An 18,641-nucleotide genomic window follows, 5' to 3' on the forward strand; every position below is an offset into this window, starting at 1 on the left:
TCAATCTTGCTTAAGGGCTGTAGTACCCGACCGCAACCATGAAATGCCCGCTCTTGCGCAAGTACGCATGCTTGTTCTCAACCTTGCCCGTCACCGGGTTCTTCCAACGGTACTTGTATTCCCCCTGGTCCTGCTCGGCCATCAGCTTGAGAATCGGCTCACCCACCGGCTTGCCGTCGGGGTCCTTGATCTTGCTGAAGTCGGTGTTGATCAACCGCAGGTTGGTGCCATGGGCCACGTAGCGCTTGGTGTTGAGATCGACCACAAACACATACAGGTCGTCCTGCAGGAAGCCGCCCTGCAATGAATTGATCGCCTTGAGCGTATCGGCTTCATCCTTGACCAGTGCATCCACCGCCTTGTTGCGCAGCGCCCGCGCCTGTTCCGGGGTGGCCCGGGGCAGGTAGTAACCCACGGCGAGGATGCGTTCGCCGACGCGCTGGTAGAACACGTGCTTGTGCTCGACCTTGCCGTCGTTCCAGTTTTGCCAACGGTAATCGGCCTGCTGGATGCCTTGGCCTTCGGGCACGTTGAGCGCGTCCTTGAACGACTGGCGCAGATCCGGCCCGAGCACTTCGCTCACGTCGCGACCGATCAACGCGGAAGAGGGCCCGCCGCTGGCCAGCAGCACGCCCTGGGTGTCGACCACGAACACGTAGCGGTCCTGGTCGATGAATTCACCCTGGCGACTGAAGGCGGCGAAAGCCTTGTCGCCCTGGGTCTGGTAGTACGCCAAGGCTTTTTCCAGCAAAGCCTTGGCGGCTTGCGCGTCCGCTTCCTCAACGGTTGCGGCGTGTACCTGGCTGCAACACAACAGCAGCAACCAGGTGATGCGCAGCATTGCCTTCATGGTCCGTCCCTCGTTCTTGTTGGTGTGCCAAGAGCGTAGACGGTCGGCGTCGATTCAGAAGGGTTTGGTGGGCAGGTACTTGCCGTCCAGGGTGATCACCGCGCGGGAGCCGCCGTCCGGGTCTTCGACTTTCTTGATGTCCAGCTTGAAGTTGATCGCGCTGATGATGCCGTCGCCAAATTGCTCATGCACCAGGGCCTTGAGGGTGGAACCGTAGACCTGCAGCATTTCGTAGAAACGGTACATCGTCGGGTCGGTCGGCACGCCGCTGGGGAAGCTGCCGCGCAGGGGCACGCTTTGCAGCAGGCGGCTGGCGTCCTGGTTCAGGCCGAGCTTGTCGCAGACGACGTCGGCGGCGTCCTTGGGCAACGGGTGCTGGCCGAGCAGGGCGGCGGTGACAAACGCCAGGCTCAGGCCAGTGCCGTCGGTGAGGTCCTGCCAGGACAGGTTCTTGCGCGCCTTGAGGTCGATAACGGTATCGGCCAGGGCCAGGCGTGGGGTTTGCGCGAATTGAGCTTGCAACATGGTGATGTCCTCTGGGTTTGGAAAGGGGGTGTCAGGCGTGAGCCTGGGGTTGATCCAGCAGCGAGACGAAGCGCCCGCTGCGGTGGTCCAGGGCGTCGATGGCGCCGGTTTCGATGTCGTAGACCCAGCCGTGCAGGGTCAGCCGGCCTTGTTCCAGCGCCAGGGCGACCGAGGGGTGGGTCTTGAGGTTGGCCAGTTGCGCCACCACGTTTTCGCGCACCAATGCGTTCAAGCGGGCGGCGTCGGAGATGTGGTCGCGGGCAGCGTTGATCACCTTGGCCGACTCGGCGTGGCGCAACCAATTGGCCACGGCCGGCAGGTGATCCAGGCATTTGCAGGTGGAAATGGCGGTCATCGCGCCGCAGTCGGAATGGCCGCAAATCACAATGTCGCTGACCCCCAGCACCGCCACCGCGTATTCGACGGTGGCCGACACGCCGCCAGGCTCCGGTCCGTAGGACGGCACGATATTGCCGGCATTGCGGATTACAAACAGGTCGCCGGGTTCCTGCTGGGTCAGCAGCTCCGGGACGACACGGCTATCGGAGCAGGACACAAACAAGGTGCCGGGGCTTTGCGTGGTTGCCAGGTGTTTGAACAGGTCGCTGCGTTGAGCAAAGGCTTCACTCTGGAATTTGCGGAAGCCGTCGATGAGATGCTGCATGGTGGTTCTCCTTGCGTCGCTGATGGGGCAAGGATGGAAGTTTTCAGGTATAGCGTCCAAGACCGGCTTATTATGGTTTCTATAAGTCATGCCTATAGTTGGAGCGCCGTTGATGTTGTTGCGCCATATCCGTTACCTGCTGGCCGTTGCCGAGCATCGCAATTTCACCCGGGCTGCCGAGGCGCTGCATGTGTCGCAGCCAACCTTGTCGCAACAGATCAAGCAGCTGGAAGAAACCCTCGGTGCGCCGCTGCTGGACCGCTCCGGGCGCAGCGTCAGCCTCACCGACGCGGGTGAAGCCTATGTGCGTTTTGCGCGCCTGGCCTTGCAGGACTTGCAGGCCGGCACCCGCGCCATGCATGACGTGCAGGACCTCAGCCGTGGCAGCCTGCGCCTGGCGATGACGCCGACGTTCACCGCGTACCTGATCGGCCCGCTGCTGGCGCGTTTCAACGCCTTGTACCCGGGCATCACGGTCAGTGTGGAAGAGTTGACCCAGGACCGCATGGAAGCCGCGCTGACCGAGGACGTGCTGGACATCGGCATCGGCTTTACCGGCGAGCACCTGCCGGATATCGCGTGTGAAGCGCTGTTTGCGGAAACGCTCAGCGTGGTCGTCAGCGCCAGCCATCCGGCGATGGATGCGCCGTCGTGGCTGGAACAGCCCATGGTGCTGTTGAACCCCGGCTTCGCGACCCGGCGCTATATCGACGATTACTACCGCCAGCAGGGGGTGAAACCGCACATCGCCATGGAGGCCAATTCCATCAGCGCGATCATTGAAATCGTGCGCCATACCGCGTTGGCCACCATCCTGCCCAGTGCGATTGCCTCGGCCCATTCGGGGCTGCACGCGGTGGCGATCAGCCCGGCGTTGCCGCAGCGCACCGTGGCACTGTTGAGTCGCCAGGGCGCCTATCGCAGCGCGGCCTGCACGGCGTTTGTCGAACTGATCAAGGCGATGCCGAATGTTTAGCCAAACTGCAACCAAACTCCGTCAACCCTGAATTTATCCAACTATCCGGGCGTGTGACGCTGCCGGGCATCGACCTCACTGTGATCCCCCATGGACGGTTCCCCCGACACGCTTCCCGAGCTGGCTTTCTGGGCACTGTTCCATTGCCGGCACGCGCGCCCACCAGACGCCGTTCTCCTACGTTGATCCGCCCCCCGTAGGGCGTGCACTTGCGCGCCTGTCTGACGCACACGTATGAGAATTCCCATGAGTGTTTTTGCCTGCCTGCACGAAGCCCACACCTTCCTTGCGCAACACCCGGACATCGAGATGTTCGAGCTGTTTATCCTCGACAACAACGGCGTGCCGCGCGGCAAGCTGCTGCACCGCGATGAACTGTTGGCGGTGTACGAAAGCGGCCGGCCGTTGCCCAGCACCATCCTCGGCCTGACCATCAATGGCGATGACGTGGAAAACTCCGGGCTGGTCTGGGACGTGGGCGATATCGACTGCCGCGCCTACCCGATCAGCGGCAGTTTGCAGCGCATGCCGTGGCGCTTGATTCCGACGGCGGCGGTGCAAGTCAGCATGCACCCCACAGAAGGATTACCCGCCACCGTGGCCGATCCCCGGCATTTGCTCGCCAGGGTGATCGATGGGCTCAAGGCCGACGGTTATTACCCGGTGATGGCGGCCGAGCTGGAGTTCTATCTGTTGGACCAGAAACCCGACAGCCACGGCCGTCCGCAACCGGCGCGGGATGTGGACGGCGGGCGCCCGCGCACCACCCAGGTCTACGGCCTGCGTGAGCTGGAGCAAATCGAGCCGTTCCTCGCCGACCTCTACAGCGCGTGCAAACTGCAAGGCATCCCGGCGCGCACGGCGATCTCCGAATACGCCCCGGGCCAAGTGGAAATCACCCTTGAGCACCGTTCCGACGCCCTGCAAGCGATGGACGAAGCCGTGCGCTACAAGCGCCTGGTCAAGGGCGTGGCGCATAAACACGGGATGACCGCCTGTTTCATGGCCAAGCCGTTCGACGACCTGGCCGGCACCGGCATGCACATGCACGTCAGCCTGGCGGACGCCGAGGGCCGCAACCTGTTCGCCAGCGAGGCCGCCGATGGCACGCCGCTGCTGCGTCAGGCAGTGGGCGGCATGCTCAGCACCTTGCTCGACTCGCTGCTGCTGTTCTGCCCCAACGCCAACTCCTATCGGCGCTTCCAGACCAACAGCTACGCGCCGCTGGCCGCCACCTGGGGCGTGGACAACCGCACCGTCAGCCTGCGCGTGCCCGGTGGCCCGGCCAACTCCCGGCACATCGAACACCGCATCTGCGGCGCCGACGCCAACCCCTACCTGGCCGCTGCCGCGATCCTCGCCGGCATCCATCGCGGCATCCGCGAACAGCGCGACCCCGGTGCGCCGGTGGAAGGCAACGGTTACGCCCAGGCCAAGGAGCTGCTGCCCACCGACTGGCTGACCACCTTGCGTGCGCTGGAAGGTTCCAGCTGGGCGCGGGACGCGTTTGGCAGCGAGTTCCTCAACGTGTACCTGGCGGTCAAACGCGCCGAGTACCGCCAGTTCATGGGCGAGGTCGGCGAGCAGGATTGGCGTTGGTATCTGCATCAAGCCTGAACGGGTTTTACGGCAGTGAAGGCTTCGACCTTTTTTTCACGTTGCAGTGGTTAAGCTGCGGCACAAGGTCGTTCACTACCGTTTCCTTCATATGGGCCCGTGATGTCGCCACAACCTCCATCCTCCATCGAGATCGAATACGCCGAGCGCTGTGACCGTGAACACGCGCGGGTCTGCGGCGACACGCGTCCGCCCGGGCTGTTGCAGCGCCTGGCGGCGTGGCGTGATGAACGGTTGGTGCGCCACGCGCTGAAGGTGGCGGGCGAGCCGGGGTTGATCCTCGACCTGGCCTGCGGTTCGGGGCGCTTCTGGCCGGTGTTGGCCGAGCACGTCAACCGGGTGATCCTGGCCTCGGACAATTCCCAGGACATGCTCGACCACGCCCGCACCCACCATCCAGCGGCGCTGCTCAAGCGGATCAAGACGTTCCAGGGCTCGGCGTTTTCCATCGGCTTGTCGGCGAATGCGGTGGACTGCATTTTCTGCCTGGAACTGTTTCGCCATGTGCCCAGCAGCGAAGGGCGCCTGGCCTTGCTGCGCGAATTTCATCGGGTCAGCCGCGACACGGTGATCGTCTCGGTCAATTCGGCCGTGGCCGTGGATGACGAATTTCGCCAGGCCGGTTTCAGCGTGCTCAATCACCAGGAATTCATGCCCGGCTCCAAGCTGTGGCGGGTCTACGTGCTGCGTAAGAGAGGATAACTGCCGCCTGTCGGACTATTCTTTCGTCTCTTGTCGGAGTTTTCATGATGGCGGGTGCACTGCGAGTGCTCGCGAGGCCCTTTCGCGATATATACTGCGCGCCATTCTTCAAGGGAGAGCCGTGTGGCCATCGATATTCACTGGATCTGCGACAACGATAGCCTCGGCCAGCATTGCGCCGAATGGCAGCAGTTGCCATTCGTCGCCCTCGACACCGAATTCATGCGGGTCGATACCTTTTATCCCATTGCCGGGCTGATCCAGATTGGTGATGGCGTACGCGCTTACCTGATCGACCCCCTGACCATCGACAACTGGCAACCTTTGGCTGCGCTGCTGGAGAACCCGGCGGTGATCAAGGTGGTGCACGCTTGCAGCGAAGACTTGGAAGTATTGCTGCGCCTGACCGGCAGCCTGCCAGTGCCGTTGTTCGACACCCAACTGGCCGCCGCATACCTGAACCTCGGGTTCTCCATGGGCTATTCGCGCCTGGTGCAAGCCGTGCTGGATATCGAACTGCCCAAGGGCGAAACCCGCTCGGACTGGTTGCAGCGGCCGTTGTCCGAGACGCAGATCAGCTACGCCGCCGAAGACGCGGTGCACCTGGCCGAAGTCTACGTGCGCCTGCGCCCGCAGCTGTCCGACGACAAATACGCCTGGGTGCTGGAAGACGGTGCGGAGCTGGTGGCCAACCTGCGCCGCGAAACCGACCCGTACGAGGCGTACCGCGACGCCAAGCTGGCGTGGAAACTGTCCCGCGCCCAGCTCGCCGTATTGCGTGAACTGTGCGCCTGGCGCGAGCAGCAAGCCCGTGCCCGTGACCTGCCGCGCAACCGCATCATTCGCGAACACTCGTTGTGGCCCCTGGCCAAGACCCAGCCGGATAACCTCGCCGCCCTGGGCAAGATCGAAGACATGCACCCGCGCACCGTGCGTCAGGATGGCCAGTTCCTGCTGGACCTGATCAAGCGCGCCGGCAGTGTCTCCATCGACCAATGGCCGCCGGCCGTGGCCGAGCCGTTGCCGGTGGACGCCGCTACGCTGATCAAGCAACTGCGCGCCCTGGGCCAGGCCGAAGCCGAGCGCCTGGACATGGCCCCGGAACTGATGCTGCGCAAGAAAACCCTCGAAGCCCTGGTCAAAAGTGGCTACCCCGATGGGCCTTATAAATTGCCAGACTCGCTGCGTGGCTGGCGCCGCGAGTTGATGGGCCAAGCGCTGCTCGACAGCCTGGCCACTGCCGGAGAACAGCCTTGAAACGTATTTGCTCCATCTACCGCAGCTCCAAACGCGCCGGCATGTACCTCTACGTGCTGAAAAGCGACGAGCTGGAACGGGTGCCCGAAGGCCTGCTTGCTGTATTCGGCAAACCGCTGCTCGCGTTCAACCTGGTGCTGACGCCTGAGCGCAAGCTGCAACAGGAAGACATCGTGCAAGTCCTGGAAAACCTCGACAAGCAGGGCTACCACCTGCAAATGCCGCCGCCCGAGGACGAGTACATCGAGCACTTGCCCGAAGAACTGCTGCGCCGCAACGACCCGATGTGATCGGTCAGTGCCCCATTCGGGGCACATTTTTCAATGCAATCGTATTGGTGGGCGGTGGCCGTAAGGATGCGGGCGGCCGTCTGCACTGTTTTTGAAAGGTTTTAAGCATGCGTGTTCTGATTGCTGAACAGGATCACCCGCTCTACGCCCAATTGCTGGGCGAAGCGGCACCGGACCTTGAGGTGTTGACCAGCGGCGACTCGGCCGAGCTGTCACGCCTGGCCGCCGATTGCCCGGTATGGCTGGGCCAGCCCGACCTGCTGGCCACCCTGTTGCGCCAAGGCCATCAGCCGCAATGGCTGCAATCGACCTGGGCGGGCATCACGCCGCTGCTGGCTGACGGCCTGCCGCGTGACTATCGCCTGACCCGTGCGGTGGGCATCTATGGCCAGGTCATGGCCGAATTTGTCCTCACCTACATGCTCGGCCACGAGCGCGAAGTGCTCGCGCGGCTGGTCAGCCAGGTCGAGCGCAAGTGGGACAGCCGCATGGGCCAGAGCCTGGCGGGGCGCAAGGTGTTGATCGTTGGCACCGGCGATATCGGCCAGAGCGTCGCCGAGTTCCTGGTGCCGTTTGGCGTCAAGCTGTATGGCATCGCCAGCACGGCGCGGGAGCAGGCGCCGTTTGTCGAAGTGGCCGCACTGGACCAGTTGGGCCGCTTGGTGGGGGAGGTGGACTACGTCATCAACCTGCTGCCCAACACGCCAGCCACCCATGATTTGTACGACGCGGCGCTGTTCAAGCAATTCAAGCCGACCGGATTGTTCATCAACGTCGGGCGCGGTGTTTCGGTGGTGGATGCCGATCTGGTCGAAGCCTTGAAGGAAGGGCACTTGGCTGGTGCGGTGATCGATGTGTGCCGCCAGGAACCGTTGCCGCAGCGCCACCCGTTCTGGACCGCCTGGGGCTTGCTGTTGACCGGGCACAGCTCGGCGCCGACCTCGCCGCCGATGATGGTGGAGTTGTTCTTGCAGAATGTGCAGGCATACAAGGCCAAGCAAGCGCTGCGCGGGGAAGTGGATTTCGCACGCGGCTACTGACACCACGCGGGACAAAAAATGTGGGAGCGGGCTTGCTGTGGCGAGGGAGCTTGCTCCCGCTCGACAGCGCAGCTGGAGCCGGCTTTTTGGGGGCGCTTCGCACCCCAGCGGGAGCAAGCTCCCTCGCCACAAAAGCCCGCTCCCACAGTGGATATCAGCGTTGCTTACAAGCTGAAATCACCTTCCGATACCAACTCGCTCAACGGCCGACGCGGGCTCGGCACTTCACGGCCTTGCAGGTACTCCGGCAAGGTCGACTTGTCCCCCAGCTTGCCCACCGCCACGGCGGCATGCAGTGCATAACCTTCCGGGATTTTCAGCTCTTTACGGGTCAGTTCCTGATCGAAGCCGGCCATGCCGTGGGTGTGATAACCGCTGAGGCTGGCTTGCAACGCCAGGTGGCCCCAGGCCGAACCGGTGTCGAAGGTGTGCCACAGCGCTGGGGTTTCTTCGCTGGCGCCGGGGGCGGTGAAGTCGGTCTTCGAGGCGATGATCACCAGCGCAGAGGCGTGTTGCGCCCAGCCACGGTTGAATTCATTGAGCAGGCCGAGGAAGCGTTCCCAGTTCGGCGTGTCGCGGCGCGCGTAGAGAAAACGCCACGGCTGCGAGTTATAGGCCGACGGCGCCCAGCGCGCGGCTTCGAAGAAGCTCAGCAGGGTTTCTTGCGGGATGCTCTCGCCGGTAAAGGCGCGCGGCGACCAGCGGTCGGTGAACTGGGTGTGGATCGGGTAATCGGCAACACGTGTCATGGGCGGTTCCTGAGGGTCAATTCGGCGTTCAAAGCTACTGCGCGGCCACTAGACTGACAAGTGTTGTTACACCGCCAGTCGTAAGCGCTTGGTTCCCGGGGGCTTGGGCACTAGACTGGCGGCCTTTTCACCTACCGATACTGATGTAGAGCCATGGCCGCCAAAGTCGAACCTTTCTGGATACGCAAAACCCTTGAACACCTCGATCAGGAGGAGTGGGAGTCGTTGTGCGACGGCTGTGGCCTGTGCTGCCTGCAAAAGCTTGAGGATGAAGACGACAACAGCGTCTATTACACGCGCATCGCCTGCAAACTGCTCGACCTGAAAACCTGCCAGTGCACCGACTACCCCAACCGCCGCGCCTCGGTGCCCGATTGCATTCAGCTCACGCCCGGCCAGGCCGACCAGTTCAAATGGCTGCCGCCGACCTGCGGCTACCGCCTGGTCAGCGAACGCAAGGACCTGCCGCTGTGGCACCACCTGGTCTGCGGCGACCGCGACGCCGTGCACCACGAACGCATTTCCCAGTCCGGGCGCATGCTCGCCGAAGGCAGCGTGCCCGAAGACGACTGGGAGGATTACCTGATCTTCCGCGCAGGCTGATAAAGGAGTCGCTATGACGATCGCAGTCAAGCTGGCCACCACCCTGGTGCTGCTGGCGCTGAGCGGGCCGGGCTGGTGCACGAAGAAAGTTGACCTGGATTATCACGTCAAGTTGCTGCCCCAGAGCGATCAGGCCGAAGTGCGGGTGAGCCTGTCCCAGGGTTCGGCGGTGCGCAGCCTGGATTTCGATTTGGGTGGCGACGGTGACTACAGCGACTTCAAGGCCGACGGCCAGTGGAAGGTCACCGGCAGCCGCGGCCTGTGGCAACCCAGCGCCGACAAGGCCAGCCTGACCTACCGCGTACGCCTCACCCACGCGCGCAAGGCGGGCCTCTACGAAGCGCGGATGACGCCGAGCTGGGCGCTGTTTCGCGGCGAAGACCTGGTGCCCACTGCGCGGCTCGACCAGCAGGACGGTATCGAGTTGGTCTCGCGACTGGTGTTCGAATTGCCTGCCGGCTGGAAAAGCATCGAGACCGCCTGGCCGCGCATCGGCAAAAACAAATTCCGCATCGACAACGTCTCGCGCCTGTTCGACCGGCCCACCGGCTGGATGCTCGCTGGCACCCTTGGCAGCCGCCGCGTGCGCCTGGGCGAAACCGAAGTCACCGTGGCTTCGCCCAAGGGCCAGGCCATGCGCCGCATGGATGTACTGACGCTGCTGACCTTCGTCTGGCCGCAGGTGGAAGCTGCGTTCCCACGGCATCCGGCCAAGTTGCTGATCGTCGGCGCCAGCGACCCGATGCGCCGTGGCGCGTTTTCGGCCCGCGACTCGATCTACCTCAACAGCCGCACGCCGCTGATCAGCGAAAACGGCAGCAGCCCGTTGATCCGTGAAGTGGTGCAGGCGATTGGGCGTTTCAATGACCATGAAACCAGTGACTGGATCAGCGAAGGCCTGGCCGAGTATTACGCCATCGAACTGGTGCGACGTGCCGGCGGGATTACCGATGAGCGCTACCAGGCGATCCAGGCGCGGCTGGTGAAGGAAGGCAAGGACGTGACCACCTTGCGCGGCGAACACGTCAGCGGCGCCACGGTATCGCGGGCGGTGGTGGTGTTGCAGGAGCTGGACCGCGAGATTCGCGTGAAGACCCACAACAAGCGCTCGCTGGATGACTTGGCGCAGGCGGTGATGCGGGCCAATAGCATCACCACTGCCGAGTTCGTGCAGCTTGCAGAGAGCGTGATCGGCGAAGGGTCGGTGGTGCTGGACAGCAAATTACTGCGTTGACGCAAACCCCAATGTGGCAATGATCAATGTGGGAGCTGGCTTGCCTGCGATAGCGGTCTACCTGTGCCAGATGTATGGGCTGACACACTGCCATCGCGGGCAAGCCCGCTCCCACATGGGATTGGGGTTAGCCGATTGATTTAACCGGTTTTTCGGCGGTCACTTCAGCCGGAGTCTTGAGGTTTTTCAACTCGGCCCCCACACGCTCGATCTTCGTGCGAACCGTGTTCATCTCCTGGCGCCCCTGCTCCAGCTTGTCCTTGAGCGAGCTATGCCCCGTAAACCCACGGGCCAGCGCCACACCGCCAATCGCCACCTGGATCAAGCCGAAAATCCCGCCACGGCGCAGGCCTTTGCCTACCATCATCACACCACCGGCCAGTGAGCCGAGGCGTTCCAAACCGTGTACGTTTTTGCTGTCGTTCATGATCTGTCTCCAACTTGGGCAAGTGATACGTAGCTGACCGCCCGCAGGCGCCGGATGTTCCCGCACATTCAGTACTTGGGGCCCGAGCGGGTGTTGTTGCCCTTGGCCAGGCGGTCGTAGAGCACCACGTTGACGGTGGCGGCGAGGTTCATGCAGCCGGTGGTCGGGATGTAGACCACGTCTTCACACCAGTCGCGGATCTCTTTGTCGAGGGAGCCGTCTTCGGGGCCGAAGATGTACAGCGCGCGGTCGGGGTGGGTGTATTCGGGCAGCGGGCGGGCGCCGTCCACCAGTTCCACGGCGACCGGGATGCAGCCCAGGGGCAGGATCTTCTTCAGGTCATCGATGCCGATCAGCGGAATGTCGTGGTGGACCTTCTTGGTGTCGGTGATGAAATCCCGCGCACGCTCGTAGCGCACGCCGGTGTAGAACACCGAGGCCACGCCGTAGCAGCCGGCGGCGCGCATGACCGAGCCGACGTTTTCGGGGGATTTGGGGTTGTACAGACCGATGCAGCTGTAGCGTTTATTGCCCACGGGGAAGGGTGCCTTGGCGGAAAAAAACGCGATTATACGGTGCTGAGGGTTGTGGTGCTTGGGGGATCGCTATCGCAGGCAAGCCAGCTCCCACAGTTGACTGCATTCCAACTTTGAAATGCGGCCCACTGTGGGAGCTGGCTTGCCTGCGATGAGGCCGGTACAGACAAAGAAGATCTCAGTCGTCCTTCTTCATCAACCCCGCCAACGCCGCAAACGGGTTATGCGTAGCCTTGGCAATCGTCGGGCTGCTGGTCGACCCTTCGCTGAAGTACTGCTGGTCGGTATACCGCGAGTGTTCGTTGTCGTGGCAATACAGGCACAGCAACTCCCAGTTGGAGCCATCCTGGGGGTTGTCATCATGGTTATGGTTGCGGTGGTGCACGGTCAGTTCGCTCAGGCGCTTGCCGGAGAACTCACGGGTGCAACGGCCGCACACGTGGGGGTACATCTTCAACGCTTTGTCGCGGTAGCCCATTTCCCGGTCGCGCTGGGCATCGGCGAGGATGCGGTCCAGCTTGGCGGTGTGGGAGGGCGGGTTGGTTGAGCTCATCATGGCTCCTATATTTTGGTGGTCACGGTAAGGCTTGATTCTAGCCGTTCTCGGCGCAGTTAGCCCTTGAGCTTTTCGGCAATCCAGATGGTATGGCGTGTGCCTTTGTTGCCGTGGGCGAACACCTGCACCTCTTCGGCCTTGAAGCCGGCCTTGCGCAGTTTGTCGCTGAACAGCTTGTCGGCACTCGCCGACCACACCGCCAGCACGCCCTTGGGGCGCAGGGCCTTGGCGCAGGCGGCGAGGCCACCGGCGGAGTACAGCCAGCTGTTGGCTTTTTGCGTGAGGCCTTCGGGGCCGTTGTCGACGTCGAGCATGATTGCGTCAAACCCCTGGGGCTCGGCTTGCAGTACCTTGGCCACGTCTTCCATGCGGATCACCGTGCGCGGGTCCAGCAGCGGGCGACCGGATTTTTCCCCCAGCGGGCCACGGTTCCATTCCACCACGCCGGGTACCAGCTCGGCGACGACCACTTCGGCGGTCTTGCCCAAATGCTTGAGCGCCGAGGCCAGGGTGAAACCCATGCCCAGGCCGCCGATCAGCACCCGTGAATCCGGGCGCCCGGCGACCTTGCGGCAAGGGATCTCTGCCAGCGCGTCTTCGGAGCCATGCATGCGCGTGTTCATCAACTGGCCGCCGTCACCGCCCTGGATCTTGATCACAAAATCCTCGCCGTATTCGAACAGGCACAAGGCACCGCCGTTGTCGGGGATCGGGGTGGTGTCCAGCAGAACGAAACGTTTCATGGAAATCTCATTGGGAAGGGCATTCTTGCGCGGTTGGGAGTAGCCTTACGACATTCCGGTCAGGCCATGGAGCCATCGATGAAGTGCAGCATTCTAACGGTCATTGTGTTGAGCGCGCTCACATTGGGTGCGGCGCAGGCTCAGGAGTTGCAAACTGTGCCGGTCGCACCGGCGCCAACCCCCGGCGCACCGGGCACACCCACGCCGACGTTGTACCCGCAGGTCACCCCGCCGGTCGCGCCCAAGGCCACGGCCAACGGTTCCCCCGCGCTGGTGCCGATCGTGTTGCCGACGCCGCCGAAAGACCAGACCGTGCCCGGCTTGCAGCAGAACGACAGCAAACCGAAGACCCCGGGCGGTTAAAACTGCTGGGAGAGTAATTGCCCGTCGGCCATGCGCAGGCGCTTGGACAGGGCAATGGCGATGGCACGGATAATCTTCGCCGCGACCCTCGGCGCGTCGTTGAGCATTTTTTCCAGGGAATCCTTGCCCAGGTTCAACAGCACGCAGTCGCTGGCGGCCACGCAGCTGGCGGAGCGCCGCTCGCCATCCAATACGGCCATTTCGCCAAACGCCCGCCCGCTGCGCAGGGTGGCGATGGTCAGGCGCTGGCCGCTGGGGTTGGCTTTTTGCACCGCCACCTGGCCGCGGTGGAGGATGCACATGAAGGTGCCGGCATCGCCTTCGAGGAAGATCACTTCGTCCCGGGCAATGCTGCTGATGTTGAAGTAGCCGGCGGCGATGTGAAAATCTTCCGGCAGCAAAGGATCGAACAGGCCGCAGTCCATGAGCATGTCGCGGATTTCGTTATTGAGTAAGGTCGGTTCTGGCATAGCGGCAATCTTGGTCCGTCAATCTTGTAGGGCGGTCCTGTGTTCAGACAGGACCGCCGCGCATAGTTCCTAAATCAGCTCTAGCGCCTTGAACACAAATGCATATTCGAGTGCTACGTCACGTAATCCCTGGTAACGCCCGCTCATGCCACCGTGGCCGGCGCCGAGTTCGGTCTTGAGCAGCAGCAGGTTGTCGTCGGTCTTGGTATCGCGCAGCTTGGCCACCCACTTGGCCGCTTCCCAGTACTGCACGCGGCTGTCGTTGTAGCCGGCGATCACCAGCAGGTGCGGATAAGCCTGGGCGCGGACGTTTTCGTACGGCGCGTAGGCCTTTATCCGCTCGTACACGTCCGGTTCTTCCGGGTTGCCCCACTCGTCGTACTCGGTGATGGTCAGCGGCAGATCCGGGTCGAGCATGGTGTTGAGTACGTCGACAAACGGTACTTCGGCAATTGCCGCCTGGAACAGGTCCGGGCGCTGGTTGAGCACCGCACCGATCAACAGGCCGCCGGCGCTGCCGCCGCTGATGGCCAGGTGCTTGGAGGTGGTCAAACCCTCGGCGACCAGGTGTTCGGCGCAGGCGATAAAGTCGCTGAAGGTGTTTTGTTTGTGTTCCTGCTTGCCGTTGCGGTACCAGGCCTCACCCAATTCGCCGCCGCCACGCACATGCGCAATGGCAAACGCGACGCCGCGGTCCAGCAGGCTCAGGCGCGCGTGGGAGAACCACGGGTCGAGGCTTGAACCGTAGGCGCCGTAGCCGTACAGGTACAGCGGCGTCGGCTTGCCCAACTGGTCACGCTTGACTACCAGGCTGATGGGCACTTGGGTGCCGTCGGCGGACGTCGCCCACAGGCGCTGGCTGACGTAGTCGTCGGCGTTGAACGTGCCCAGTACCGGGGTTTCCTTGAGGACGACTTGCGCGCCGCTGGCCAGTTCCAACTGGCGCACCTGGGCCGGGCGGTTCAGGGCTTCGTAGCGCAGGCGGATCTTGTCGCTGGGGAATTCCAGGCTGTTTTGTACGTAGAGGCTGTAGGCGGCGTCGGGCAATTCCACGCGATAGGCCGTTAGGCCCTCTGGATGCACTTCGATCACCGGCAGGCCACCGATGCGCAGGCTCAGGGTCATGGCACTGGCGTTGAGGCTCACGCCGTCGAGCATCACCTCATCGCTGTGGGGGATCAGGTTCTGCCACTCGGCCTCGGTTGGCACGTCGCCAATGTCGGTCGCGGTGAACAAGGCGTAGTTGATGCCATCCCGGTTGCTGCGGATAAACCAGGTCCAGGCGCCATTCAGTTGGCCGTGGTCCACGTCGTATTCATGGTCTTCGACCCGGGGCGCCAGGCAGGTGAAGTCGAGGTGTGGCTGCTCGGCGTCCAATGCCCAGATTTCGCTGGTGGTCTTGCTGCCCAACGCCAGTAGCAACTGGCGTTCGGAGCTGGAACGGTAGCAATGCAGGAAGAAACGTCCGTCGGGCTCGTGGAACACTTCCTGCGCCGCCGTGCCGTCCAGGCGATAGCGATACAGCTTGTGCGGGCGGTGGGTGTCGTCCAGCTCGCCGAAGAACAGGGTCAGGCTGTCATTGGCCCAGGTCATGCTGCCGTCGCAGTCCTCGAACTCCAGTTCGCTGACTTTGCCGGTGGCTAATTCCTTCACGTACAGGGTGAAAATCTCTTCACCGCTGGTATCCAGGCTGTAGGCCAGGCGCTGGTGGTCGGGGCTGATGCTGAACGCGCCCAGGGAGAAAAAGCCGCCGTTGGCCAGCACGTTCGGGTCCAGCAACAGCTCTTCGCTGCTGTCGTCCACCTGGTTGCTGTCGTCCGCCGGGCGGCGGCAGCGGTAGTGGCGGGCGTATTCGTCACCGGCGGTGGTGCGCGTGTAATACAGGTACGGGCCCCACGGGGAGGGCAGGGACAGGTCGGTTTCGAGGATGCGGCCCTTGATCTCTTCGAACAGGGTTTCACGCAGGGCCTGCTGGTCGGCGAGCTGGGCTTCCTGGTAGGCGTTTTCGGCCTTGAGGTAATCGAGGACTTCAGGGCTGTCGCGTTCCTGCAACCAAGCGTAAGGATCCTGGCCTGGGGCCTTGCGGGCAATCGGAGCGGGCGATATAGGCATGGATTAATCTCTATCTGGCGGACGGTGGCAGGCTTTACAGCCGCGACACGCAAAAGCCGTTATCATAGCCGCCTCTTTGCCAGCCTTGCCATGGACACCATGACCGAGAACGACTATCTGACCGCTTGGGGCCTCTACGCCTTCGCCGCTTTGGGCTGCCTGTTGGTGTGGTGGCGCATGACCCGCTGGATCTGGCGCTGGTTGCGTGAGCCGCTGCAATTGCTGATGGCGGTGTTGCTGTTCAGCCCGACCATCGTCGACCCGGTCAAGACCCAGTTTGCGCCAGCCGTGGCCATCACCGCACTGGACCTGGTGCTCAAGGTCGGCAATAACGCCTGGCGGGCCATTTCCGACTTGTTCATGTACACGATGATCGCCTTTGGCGTGTACCTGGTGATTGTGTTGATCCGCTGGCCCATCGAGCGCGCCGCCAAGGCCCGCCGTGAGCGCAAGGCCGCCGCCGATGCCGCCCTGGCCGCCGAGCCGGCCGAGGATGATGACGAACCTTTCCGCCGCCCGGCACCTGTGAGCGGCATGCGCGTCGAACCGCGCCTTTAACGTTGTAGCGAGAGCCCTGGCATGTGTGAATTATTGGGCATGAGTGCCAACGTCCCCACCGACATCGTGTTCAGCTTTACCGGGCTGATGCAGCGCGGAGGCCGCACCGGCCCCCATCGCGACGGTTGGGGCATCGCCTTCTATGAAGGCCGTGGCCTGCGTCTGTTCCAGGACCCGGCGGCGAGCAGTGAGTCGGAAGTTGCGCTGCTGGTGCAGCGTTATCCCATCAAAAGTGAAGTGGTGATTGGCCATATCCGCCAGGCCAACGTGGGCAAGGTGTGCCTGTCCAACACCCACCCGTTCGTGCGCGAGCTGTGGGGGCGCAACTGGTGTTTCGCCCACAACGGCCAACTGGCGGACTTCAACCCCCGCGCCACGTTCTATCGGCCCGTGGGCGATACCGACAGCGAAGCGGCCTTCTGCGATCTGCTCAACCGCGTGCGTGAAGCCTTCCCCGAGCCGGTGGACATCGAGCAGGTGCTGCCCGACCTGATCGCCGCCTGCGCCGAATACCGCAGCAAAGGCGTGTTCAATTGCCTGCTCAGCGACGGTGACTGGCTGTTTTGCTACTGCTCGACCAAGCTGGCGCAAATCACCCGTCGCGCGCCGTTTGGCCCGGCGCGCTTGAAAGATGTCGACGTGATCGTCGATTTTCAGGCCGAAACCACGCCCAATGACGTGGTCACGGTGATCGCAACTGAGCCACTCACCGACAACGAAAACTGGACCCGCTACGAACCGGGCCAATGGAGCCTGTGGCGACGCGGTGAATGCGTCAGCCAGGGCATCACCGAGTAAGGATATCGACCATGTTGCTCAGCTATCTGCGGTTGGTGTTGTTTGCCATGGGTTTGTTGGTGGGCGTGCAAGTGCCGGGGTTTATCAGCGACTACGCCAAGCGCGTCGAAGCCCATTTGATCGAGGCCCAGACCGGCTTGCGCGGTTTTGACGCGACCGCGCAGCAGTTCTTCAAGGGTGACTTGCAGGCCCTGGTCGCGCATTACCGCGCCAGTGATGACCCGGTGTTCCAGAGCGACGCCAACAGCCTGGGCGCGATGCTTGACCGCCAGGTGGCGTTGGACAAGCAATTCCAGGCGATGCAAGGGCCGTGGTACATCCGCGTGCTGCAAGTGGCGGTGGCGGCTGACCCGGATATCCGCCTGGAGACCTGGAACGGATACAGCTACCAGATCCTGCTGACGCCAGAGGCCATGGGTTGGGGGTTGGGCGGGGCGATGCTGTTGTCGTTCGGCTTGGAATGCCTGTTCCGGTTGATCGATTGGGTGGTGTTGGGCGGCAAGCGTTTGCGCCAGAGCCGGCCGATTGAAGAGCGGGACCTCAAGGGCCTCTAAAACCCAACTCGGTCAAATGTGGGAGCAGGCAAGCCAGCTCCCACAGTTTTTAATCGGGTTTTGTCAGTAGCATCCGCTCTGGGCCGACTTCTTCGGCATATCTGGCCACCACCTTCTGGCACAACCCGACAATCTCCTCCACCAACTCCACCCCCACGCGCCACGACACCACCACCTGCAAGTTCGGCAGTTTCTGCGCCATCGGCAACATCACCAATTCCCCCCGCGCCAACTCCTCCATCACCAGCACCGGCGGCAGCGCGCCGACCCCGAAGCCATCGCGCAACAAGCGGGTAATCGCCGACACCGAGTTCACGCAGTTCATCCGTGGCGCGGCCACGCCGTTGGCTTGCATCAGGCGCAGCACGTCCTGGTGCGGATGGGAGTTTTTCGAGTAGGTGATGATGCGCTCCTGGGCCAGTTCGGCGAGGGACGCGTAGTCGCGGTGGTAGATCGACTGGCTGGCGACGATCCAGGCCATGGGGTGGCTGCACAGTTCCAGGCTGCGCACGGTTTCGAGGCGCAGCAGGTCGGTTTGCAGGATCAGGTCGAGGAAGCCTTTTTGCAGCTGATCGCTGAGGTTGAGCGCGGTATCGGCGACCAATTCGATTTCTACCAGAGGGAAATGGTCCATCAGCTCCGCCACCAACGGGCTGAGCCAGGTGTGGATCACCGTGTCCATCGCGCCGATGCGGATGCGCCCGACCTTGCTGCTGGTGGTTTCCAGGGACTGCTTCAAGCCTTGCATGGTCACCATCATCTGCTCGGCGTAATCGAGCACCTTCACGCCTTCCGGGGTCAGGCTCACGCCGCGTGAGTCGCGCAGAAACAGCTTCACCCCCAGTTCGCTTTCCAGCACCGCGATGCGGCTGGAGATCGAGGCCTGGGTGGTAAACAACTTCTCGGCGGTCAGGCGAAAGCTCTTGAGCTTGGCCACCCAGACGAAGGTTTCGAGGAACTTCAAATTCATGGGATCAACTTTTTCTTATGCATGGATCGGTTTTTATTAGTTGGACG

General features: G+C 62.8%; 23 protein-coding genes. 12 read left to right on the top strand and 11 right to left on the bottom strand.

The window, feature by feature from the left end; translation table 11 throughout:
• Positions 1–10: 10 nt before the first annotated feature.
• From ACU688_RS10035 to ACU688_RS10045, 3 genes are read right to left on the bottom strand one after another with little or no spacing between them, the layout of a single operon-like run.
• Positions 11–850: a cache domain-containing protein gene (locus tag ACU688_RS10035; protein WP_448184576.1), complete on the bottom strand. Its 840-nt coding sequence runs from the start codon at positions 848–850 to the stop codon at positions 11–13.
• 54 nt (positions 851–904) lie between these two features.
• The gene (gene cynS, locus ACU688_RS10040) at positions 905–1,375 is read right to left on the bottom strand and encodes a cyanase (RefSeq protein WP_448184577.1); all 471 of its coding nucleotides are present in this window, start codon (positions 1,373–1,375) and stop codon (positions 905–907) included.
• A gap of 31 nt (positions 1,376–1,406) precedes the next feature.
• Positions 1,407–2,039 (bottom strand): carbonic anhydrase, encoded by a 633-nt coding sequence (locus ACU688_RS10045; protein ID WP_448184578.1) that lies wholly within the window; start codon positions 2,037–2,039, stop codon positions 1,407–1,409.
• 112 nt (positions 2,040–2,151) lie between these two features.
• On the opposite strand from ACU688_RS10045, the gene cynR reads away from it, so the two are divergent.
• From cynR to ACU688_RS10075, 6 genes are all read left to right on the top strand, one after another.
• Positions 2,152–3,015, top strand: a complete 864-nt coding sequence (gene cynR / locus ACU688_RS10050; RefSeq protein ID WP_448184860.1) for a transcriptional regulator CynR — start codon at positions 2,152–2,154, stop codon at positions 3,013–3,015.
• A gap of 246 nt (positions 3,016–3,261) precedes the next feature.
• Complete coding sequence (locus ACU688_RS10055; RefSeq protein WP_448184579.1) at positions 3,262–4,632, top strand: glutamine synthetase family protein; 1,371 nt, start codon at positions 3,262–3,264, stop codon at positions 4,630–4,632.
• 102 nt (positions 4,633–4,734) lie between these two features.
• The gene (locus ACU688_RS10060; RefSeq protein WP_448184580.1) at positions 4,735–5,334 is read left to right on the top strand and encodes a class I SAM-dependent methyltransferase; all 600 of its coding nucleotides are present in this window, start codon (positions 4,735–4,737) and stop codon (positions 5,332–5,334) included.
• A 123-nt stretch (positions 5,335–5,457) separates the two neighbouring features.
• Positions 5,458–6,591, top strand: coding sequence for a ribonuclease D (gene rnd / locus ACU688_RS10065; RefSeq protein ID WP_448184581.1), 1,134 nt, complete (start codon positions 5,458–5,460; stop codon positions 6,589–6,591).
• Positions 6,588–6,881, top strand: coding sequence for a YcgL domain-containing protein (locus ACU688_RS10070; RefSeq protein ID WP_448184582.1), 294 nt, complete (start codon positions 6,588–6,590; stop codon positions 6,879–6,881). Before rnd ends, ACU688_RS10070 begins: the two co-directional genes overlap by 4 nt.
• A 107-nt stretch (positions 6,882–6,988) precedes the next feature.
• Positions 6,989–7,921, top strand: coding sequence for a D-2-hydroxyacid dehydrogenase (locus ACU688_RS10075; RefSeq protein ID WP_448184583.1), 933 nt, complete (start codon positions 6,989–6,991; stop codon positions 7,919–7,921).
• A 164-nt stretch (positions 7,922–8,085) separates the two neighbouring features.
• On the opposite strand, the gene ACU688_RS10080 is transcribed toward ACU688_RS10075, so the two are convergent.
• Positions 8,086–8,670 carry a nitroreductase family protein gene (locus tag ACU688_RS10080; RefSeq protein ID WP_207044617.1) on the bottom strand — a complete coding sequence of 195 codons (585 nt, stop codon included), beginning with the start codon at positions 8,668–8,670 and terminating at the stop codon, positions 8,086–8,088.
• A 153-nt stretch (positions 8,671–8,823) separates the two neighbouring features.
• On the opposite strand from ACU688_RS10080, the gene ACU688_RS10085 reads away from it, so the two are divergent.
• Positions 8,824–9,273, top strand: coding sequence for a YcgN family cysteine cluster protein (locus ACU688_RS10085; RefSeq protein WP_110624195.1), 450 nt, complete (start codon positions 8,824–8,826; stop codon positions 9,271–9,273).
• A 13-nt stretch (positions 9,274–9,286) separates the two neighbouring features.
• The gene (locus tag ACU688_RS10090; protein ID WP_448184584.1) at positions 9,287–10,507 is read left to right on the top strand and encodes a hypothetical protein; all 1,221 of its coding nucleotides are present in this window, start codon (positions 9,287–9,289) and stop codon (positions 10,505–10,507) included.
• 127 nt (positions 10,508–10,634) lie between these two features.
• Here ACU688_RS10090 and ACU688_RS10095 read toward each other — a convergent pair whose 3' ends face one another.
• The 4 genes from ACU688_RS10095 to ACU688_RS10110 all read right to left on the bottom strand — a co-directional run bounded on the left by ACU688_RS10095 (position 10,635) and on the right by ACU688_RS10110 (position 12,769).
• Complete coding sequence (locus ACU688_RS10095; RefSeq protein ID WP_448184585.1) at positions 10,635–10,934, bottom strand: YgaP family membrane protein; 300 nt, start codon at positions 10,932–10,934, stop codon at positions 10,635–10,637.
• Between the two features lie 68 nt (positions 10,935–11,002).
• Positions 11,003–11,470 (bottom strand): RNA methyltransferase, encoded by a 468-nt coding sequence (locus tag ACU688_RS10100; protein ID WP_014717486.1) that lies wholly within the window; start codon positions 11,468–11,470, stop codon positions 11,003–11,005.
• Positions 11,471–11,648: 178 nt separating this feature from the next.
• Positions 11,649–12,023, bottom strand: a complete 375-nt coding sequence (locus tag ACU688_RS10105; RefSeq protein WP_017736286.1) for a YajD family HNH nuclease — start codon at positions 12,021–12,023, stop codon at positions 11,649–11,651.
• Between the two features lie 59 nt (positions 12,024–12,082).
• On the bottom strand, positions 12,083–12,769 hold the full coding sequence (locus tag ACU688_RS10110) for a spermidine synthase (protein ID WP_032888736.1): 687 nt from the start codon (positions 12,767–12,769) through the stop codon (positions 12,083–12,085).
• Between the two features lie 78 nt (positions 12,770–12,847).
• On the opposite strand from ACU688_RS10110, the gene ACU688_RS10115 reads away from it, so the two are divergent.
• Positions 12,848–13,132, top strand: a complete 285-nt coding sequence (locus ACU688_RS10115) for a hypothetical protein (protein ID WP_017736284.1) — start codon at positions 12,848–12,850, stop codon at positions 13,130–13,132.
• Here the strand turns inward: ACU688_RS10115 and ACU688_RS10120 are convergent.
• Complete coding sequence (locus tag ACU688_RS10120; protein WP_448184586.1) at positions 13,129–13,602, bottom strand: cyclic nucleotide-binding domain-containing protein; 474 nt, start codon at positions 13,600–13,602, stop codon at positions 13,129–13,131. The genes ACU688_RS10115 and ACU688_RS10120 overlap by 4 nt on opposite strands.
• A gap of 69 nt (positions 13,603–13,671) precedes the next feature.
• The gene (locus tag ACU688_RS10125) at positions 13,672–15,714 is read right to left on the bottom strand and encodes a S9 family peptidase (protein WP_448184587.1); all 2,043 of its coding nucleotides are present in this window, start codon (positions 15,712–15,714) and stop codon (positions 13,672–13,674) included.
• Positions 15,715–15,738: 24 nt separating this feature from the next.
• On the opposite strand from ACU688_RS10125, the gene ACU688_RS10130 reads away from it, so the two are divergent.
• Genes ACU688_RS10130 through ACU688_RS10140 form a run of 3 tightly spaced genes read left to right on the top strand, consistent with a single transcriptional unit; the run spans position 15,739 to position 17,624 of the window.
• Positions 15,739–16,272 (top strand): MFS transporter, encoded by a 534-nt coding sequence (locus ACU688_RS10130; protein WP_448184588.1) that lies wholly within the window; start codon positions 15,739–15,741, stop codon positions 16,270–16,272.
• Between the two features lie 21 nt (positions 16,273–16,293).
• Entirely contained in the window at positions 16,294–17,070 is a 777-nt protein-coding gene (locus ACU688_RS10135; protein WP_026136743.1) for a class II glutamine amidotransferase, read from the top strand.
• 11 nt (positions 17,071–17,081) lie between these two features.
• The gene (locus tag ACU688_RS10140; protein WP_448184589.1) at positions 17,082–17,624 is read left to right on the top strand and encodes a DUF2937 family protein; all 543 of its coding nucleotides are present in this window, start codon (positions 17,082–17,084) and stop codon (positions 17,622–17,624) included.
• A 49-nt stretch (positions 17,625–17,673) separates the two neighbouring features.
• Here the strand turns inward: ACU688_RS10140 and ACU688_RS10145 are convergent, their stop codons facing one another.
• Positions 17,674–18,594, bottom strand: coding sequence for a LysR family transcriptional regulator (locus tag ACU688_RS10145; RefSeq protein WP_124528017.1), 921 nt, complete (start codon positions 18,592–18,594; stop codon positions 17,674–17,676).
• Positions 18,595–18,641 lie beyond the last annotated feature (47 nt).

The sequence above is a fragment of the Pseudomonas acericola (SeqCode) genome (assembly GCF_053456465.1).

Coding starts and splice junctions, on each gene's coding strand:
- ACU688_RS10035 (WP_448184576.1), bottom strand. CDS start 850: ATGAAGGCAATGCTGCGCATCACCTGGTTGCTGCTGTTGTGTTGCAGC.
- cynS (WP_448184577.1), bottom strand. CDS start 1,375: ATGTTGCAAGCTCAATTCGCGCAAACCCCACGCCTGGCCCTGGCCGAT.
- ACU688_RS10045 (WP_448184578.1), bottom strand. CDS start 2,039: ATGCAGCATCTCATCGACGGCTTCCGCAAATTCCAGAGTGAAGCCTTT.
- cynR (WP_448184860.1), top strand. CDS start 2,152: ATGTTGTTGCGCCATATCCGTTACCTGCTGGCCGTTGCCGAGCATCGC.
- ACU688_RS10055 (WP_448184579.1), top strand. CDS start 3,262: ATGAGTGTTTTTGCCTGCCTGCACGAAGCCCACACCTTCCTTGCGCAA.
- ACU688_RS10060 (WP_448184580.1), top strand. CDS start 4,735: ATGTCGCCACAACCTCCATCCTCCATCGAGATCGAATACGCCGAGCGC.
- ACU688_RS10075 (WP_448184583.1), top strand. CDS start 6,989: ATGCGTGTTCTGATTGCTGAACAGGATCACCCGCTCTACGCCCAATTG.
- ACU688_RS10080 (WP_207044617.1), bottom strand. CDS start 8,670: ATGACACGTGTTGCCGATTACCCGATCCACACCCAGTTCACCGACCGC.
- ACU688_RS10085 (WP_110624195.1), top strand. CDS start 8,824: ATGGCCGCCAAAGTCGAACCTTTCTGGATACGCAAAACCCTTGAACAC.
- ACU688_RS10090 (WP_448184584.1), top strand. CDS start 9,287: ATGACGATCGCAGTCAAGCTGGCCACCACCCTGGTGCTGCTGGCGCTG.
- ACU688_RS10095 (WP_448184585.1), bottom strand. CDS start 10,934: ATGAACGACAGCAAAAACGTACACGGTTTGGAACGCCTCGGCTCACTG.
- ACU688_RS10105 (WP_017736286.1), bottom strand. CDS start 12,023: ATGAGCTCAACCAACCCGCCCTCCCACACCGCCAAGCTGGACCGCATC.
- ACU688_RS10110 (WP_032888736.1), bottom strand. CDS start 12,769: ATGAAACGTTTCGTTCTGCTGGACACCACCCCGATCCCCGACAACGGC.
- ACU688_RS10115 (WP_017736284.1), top strand. CDS start 12,848: ATGAAGTGCAGCATTCTAACGGTCATTGTGTTGAGCGCGCTCACATTG.
- ACU688_RS10120 (WP_448184586.1), bottom strand. CDS start 13,602: ATGCCAGAACCGACCTTACTCAATAACGAAATCCGCGACATGCTCATG.
- ACU688_RS10125 (WP_448184587.1), bottom strand. CDS start 15,714: ATGCCTATATCGCCCGCTCCGATTGCCCGCAAGGCCCCAGGCCAGGAT.
- ACU688_RS10135 (WP_026136743.1), top strand. CDS start 16,294: ATGTGTGAATTATTGGGCATGAGTGCCAACGTCCCCACCGACATCGTG.
- ACU688_RS10140 (WP_448184589.1), top strand. CDS start 17,082: ATGTTGCTCAGCTATCTGCGGTTGGTGTTGTTTGCCATGGGTTTGTTG.
- ACU688_RS10145 (WP_124528017.1), bottom strand. CDS start 18,594: ATGAATTTGAAGTTCCTCGAAACCTTCGTCTGGGTGGCCAAGCTCAAG.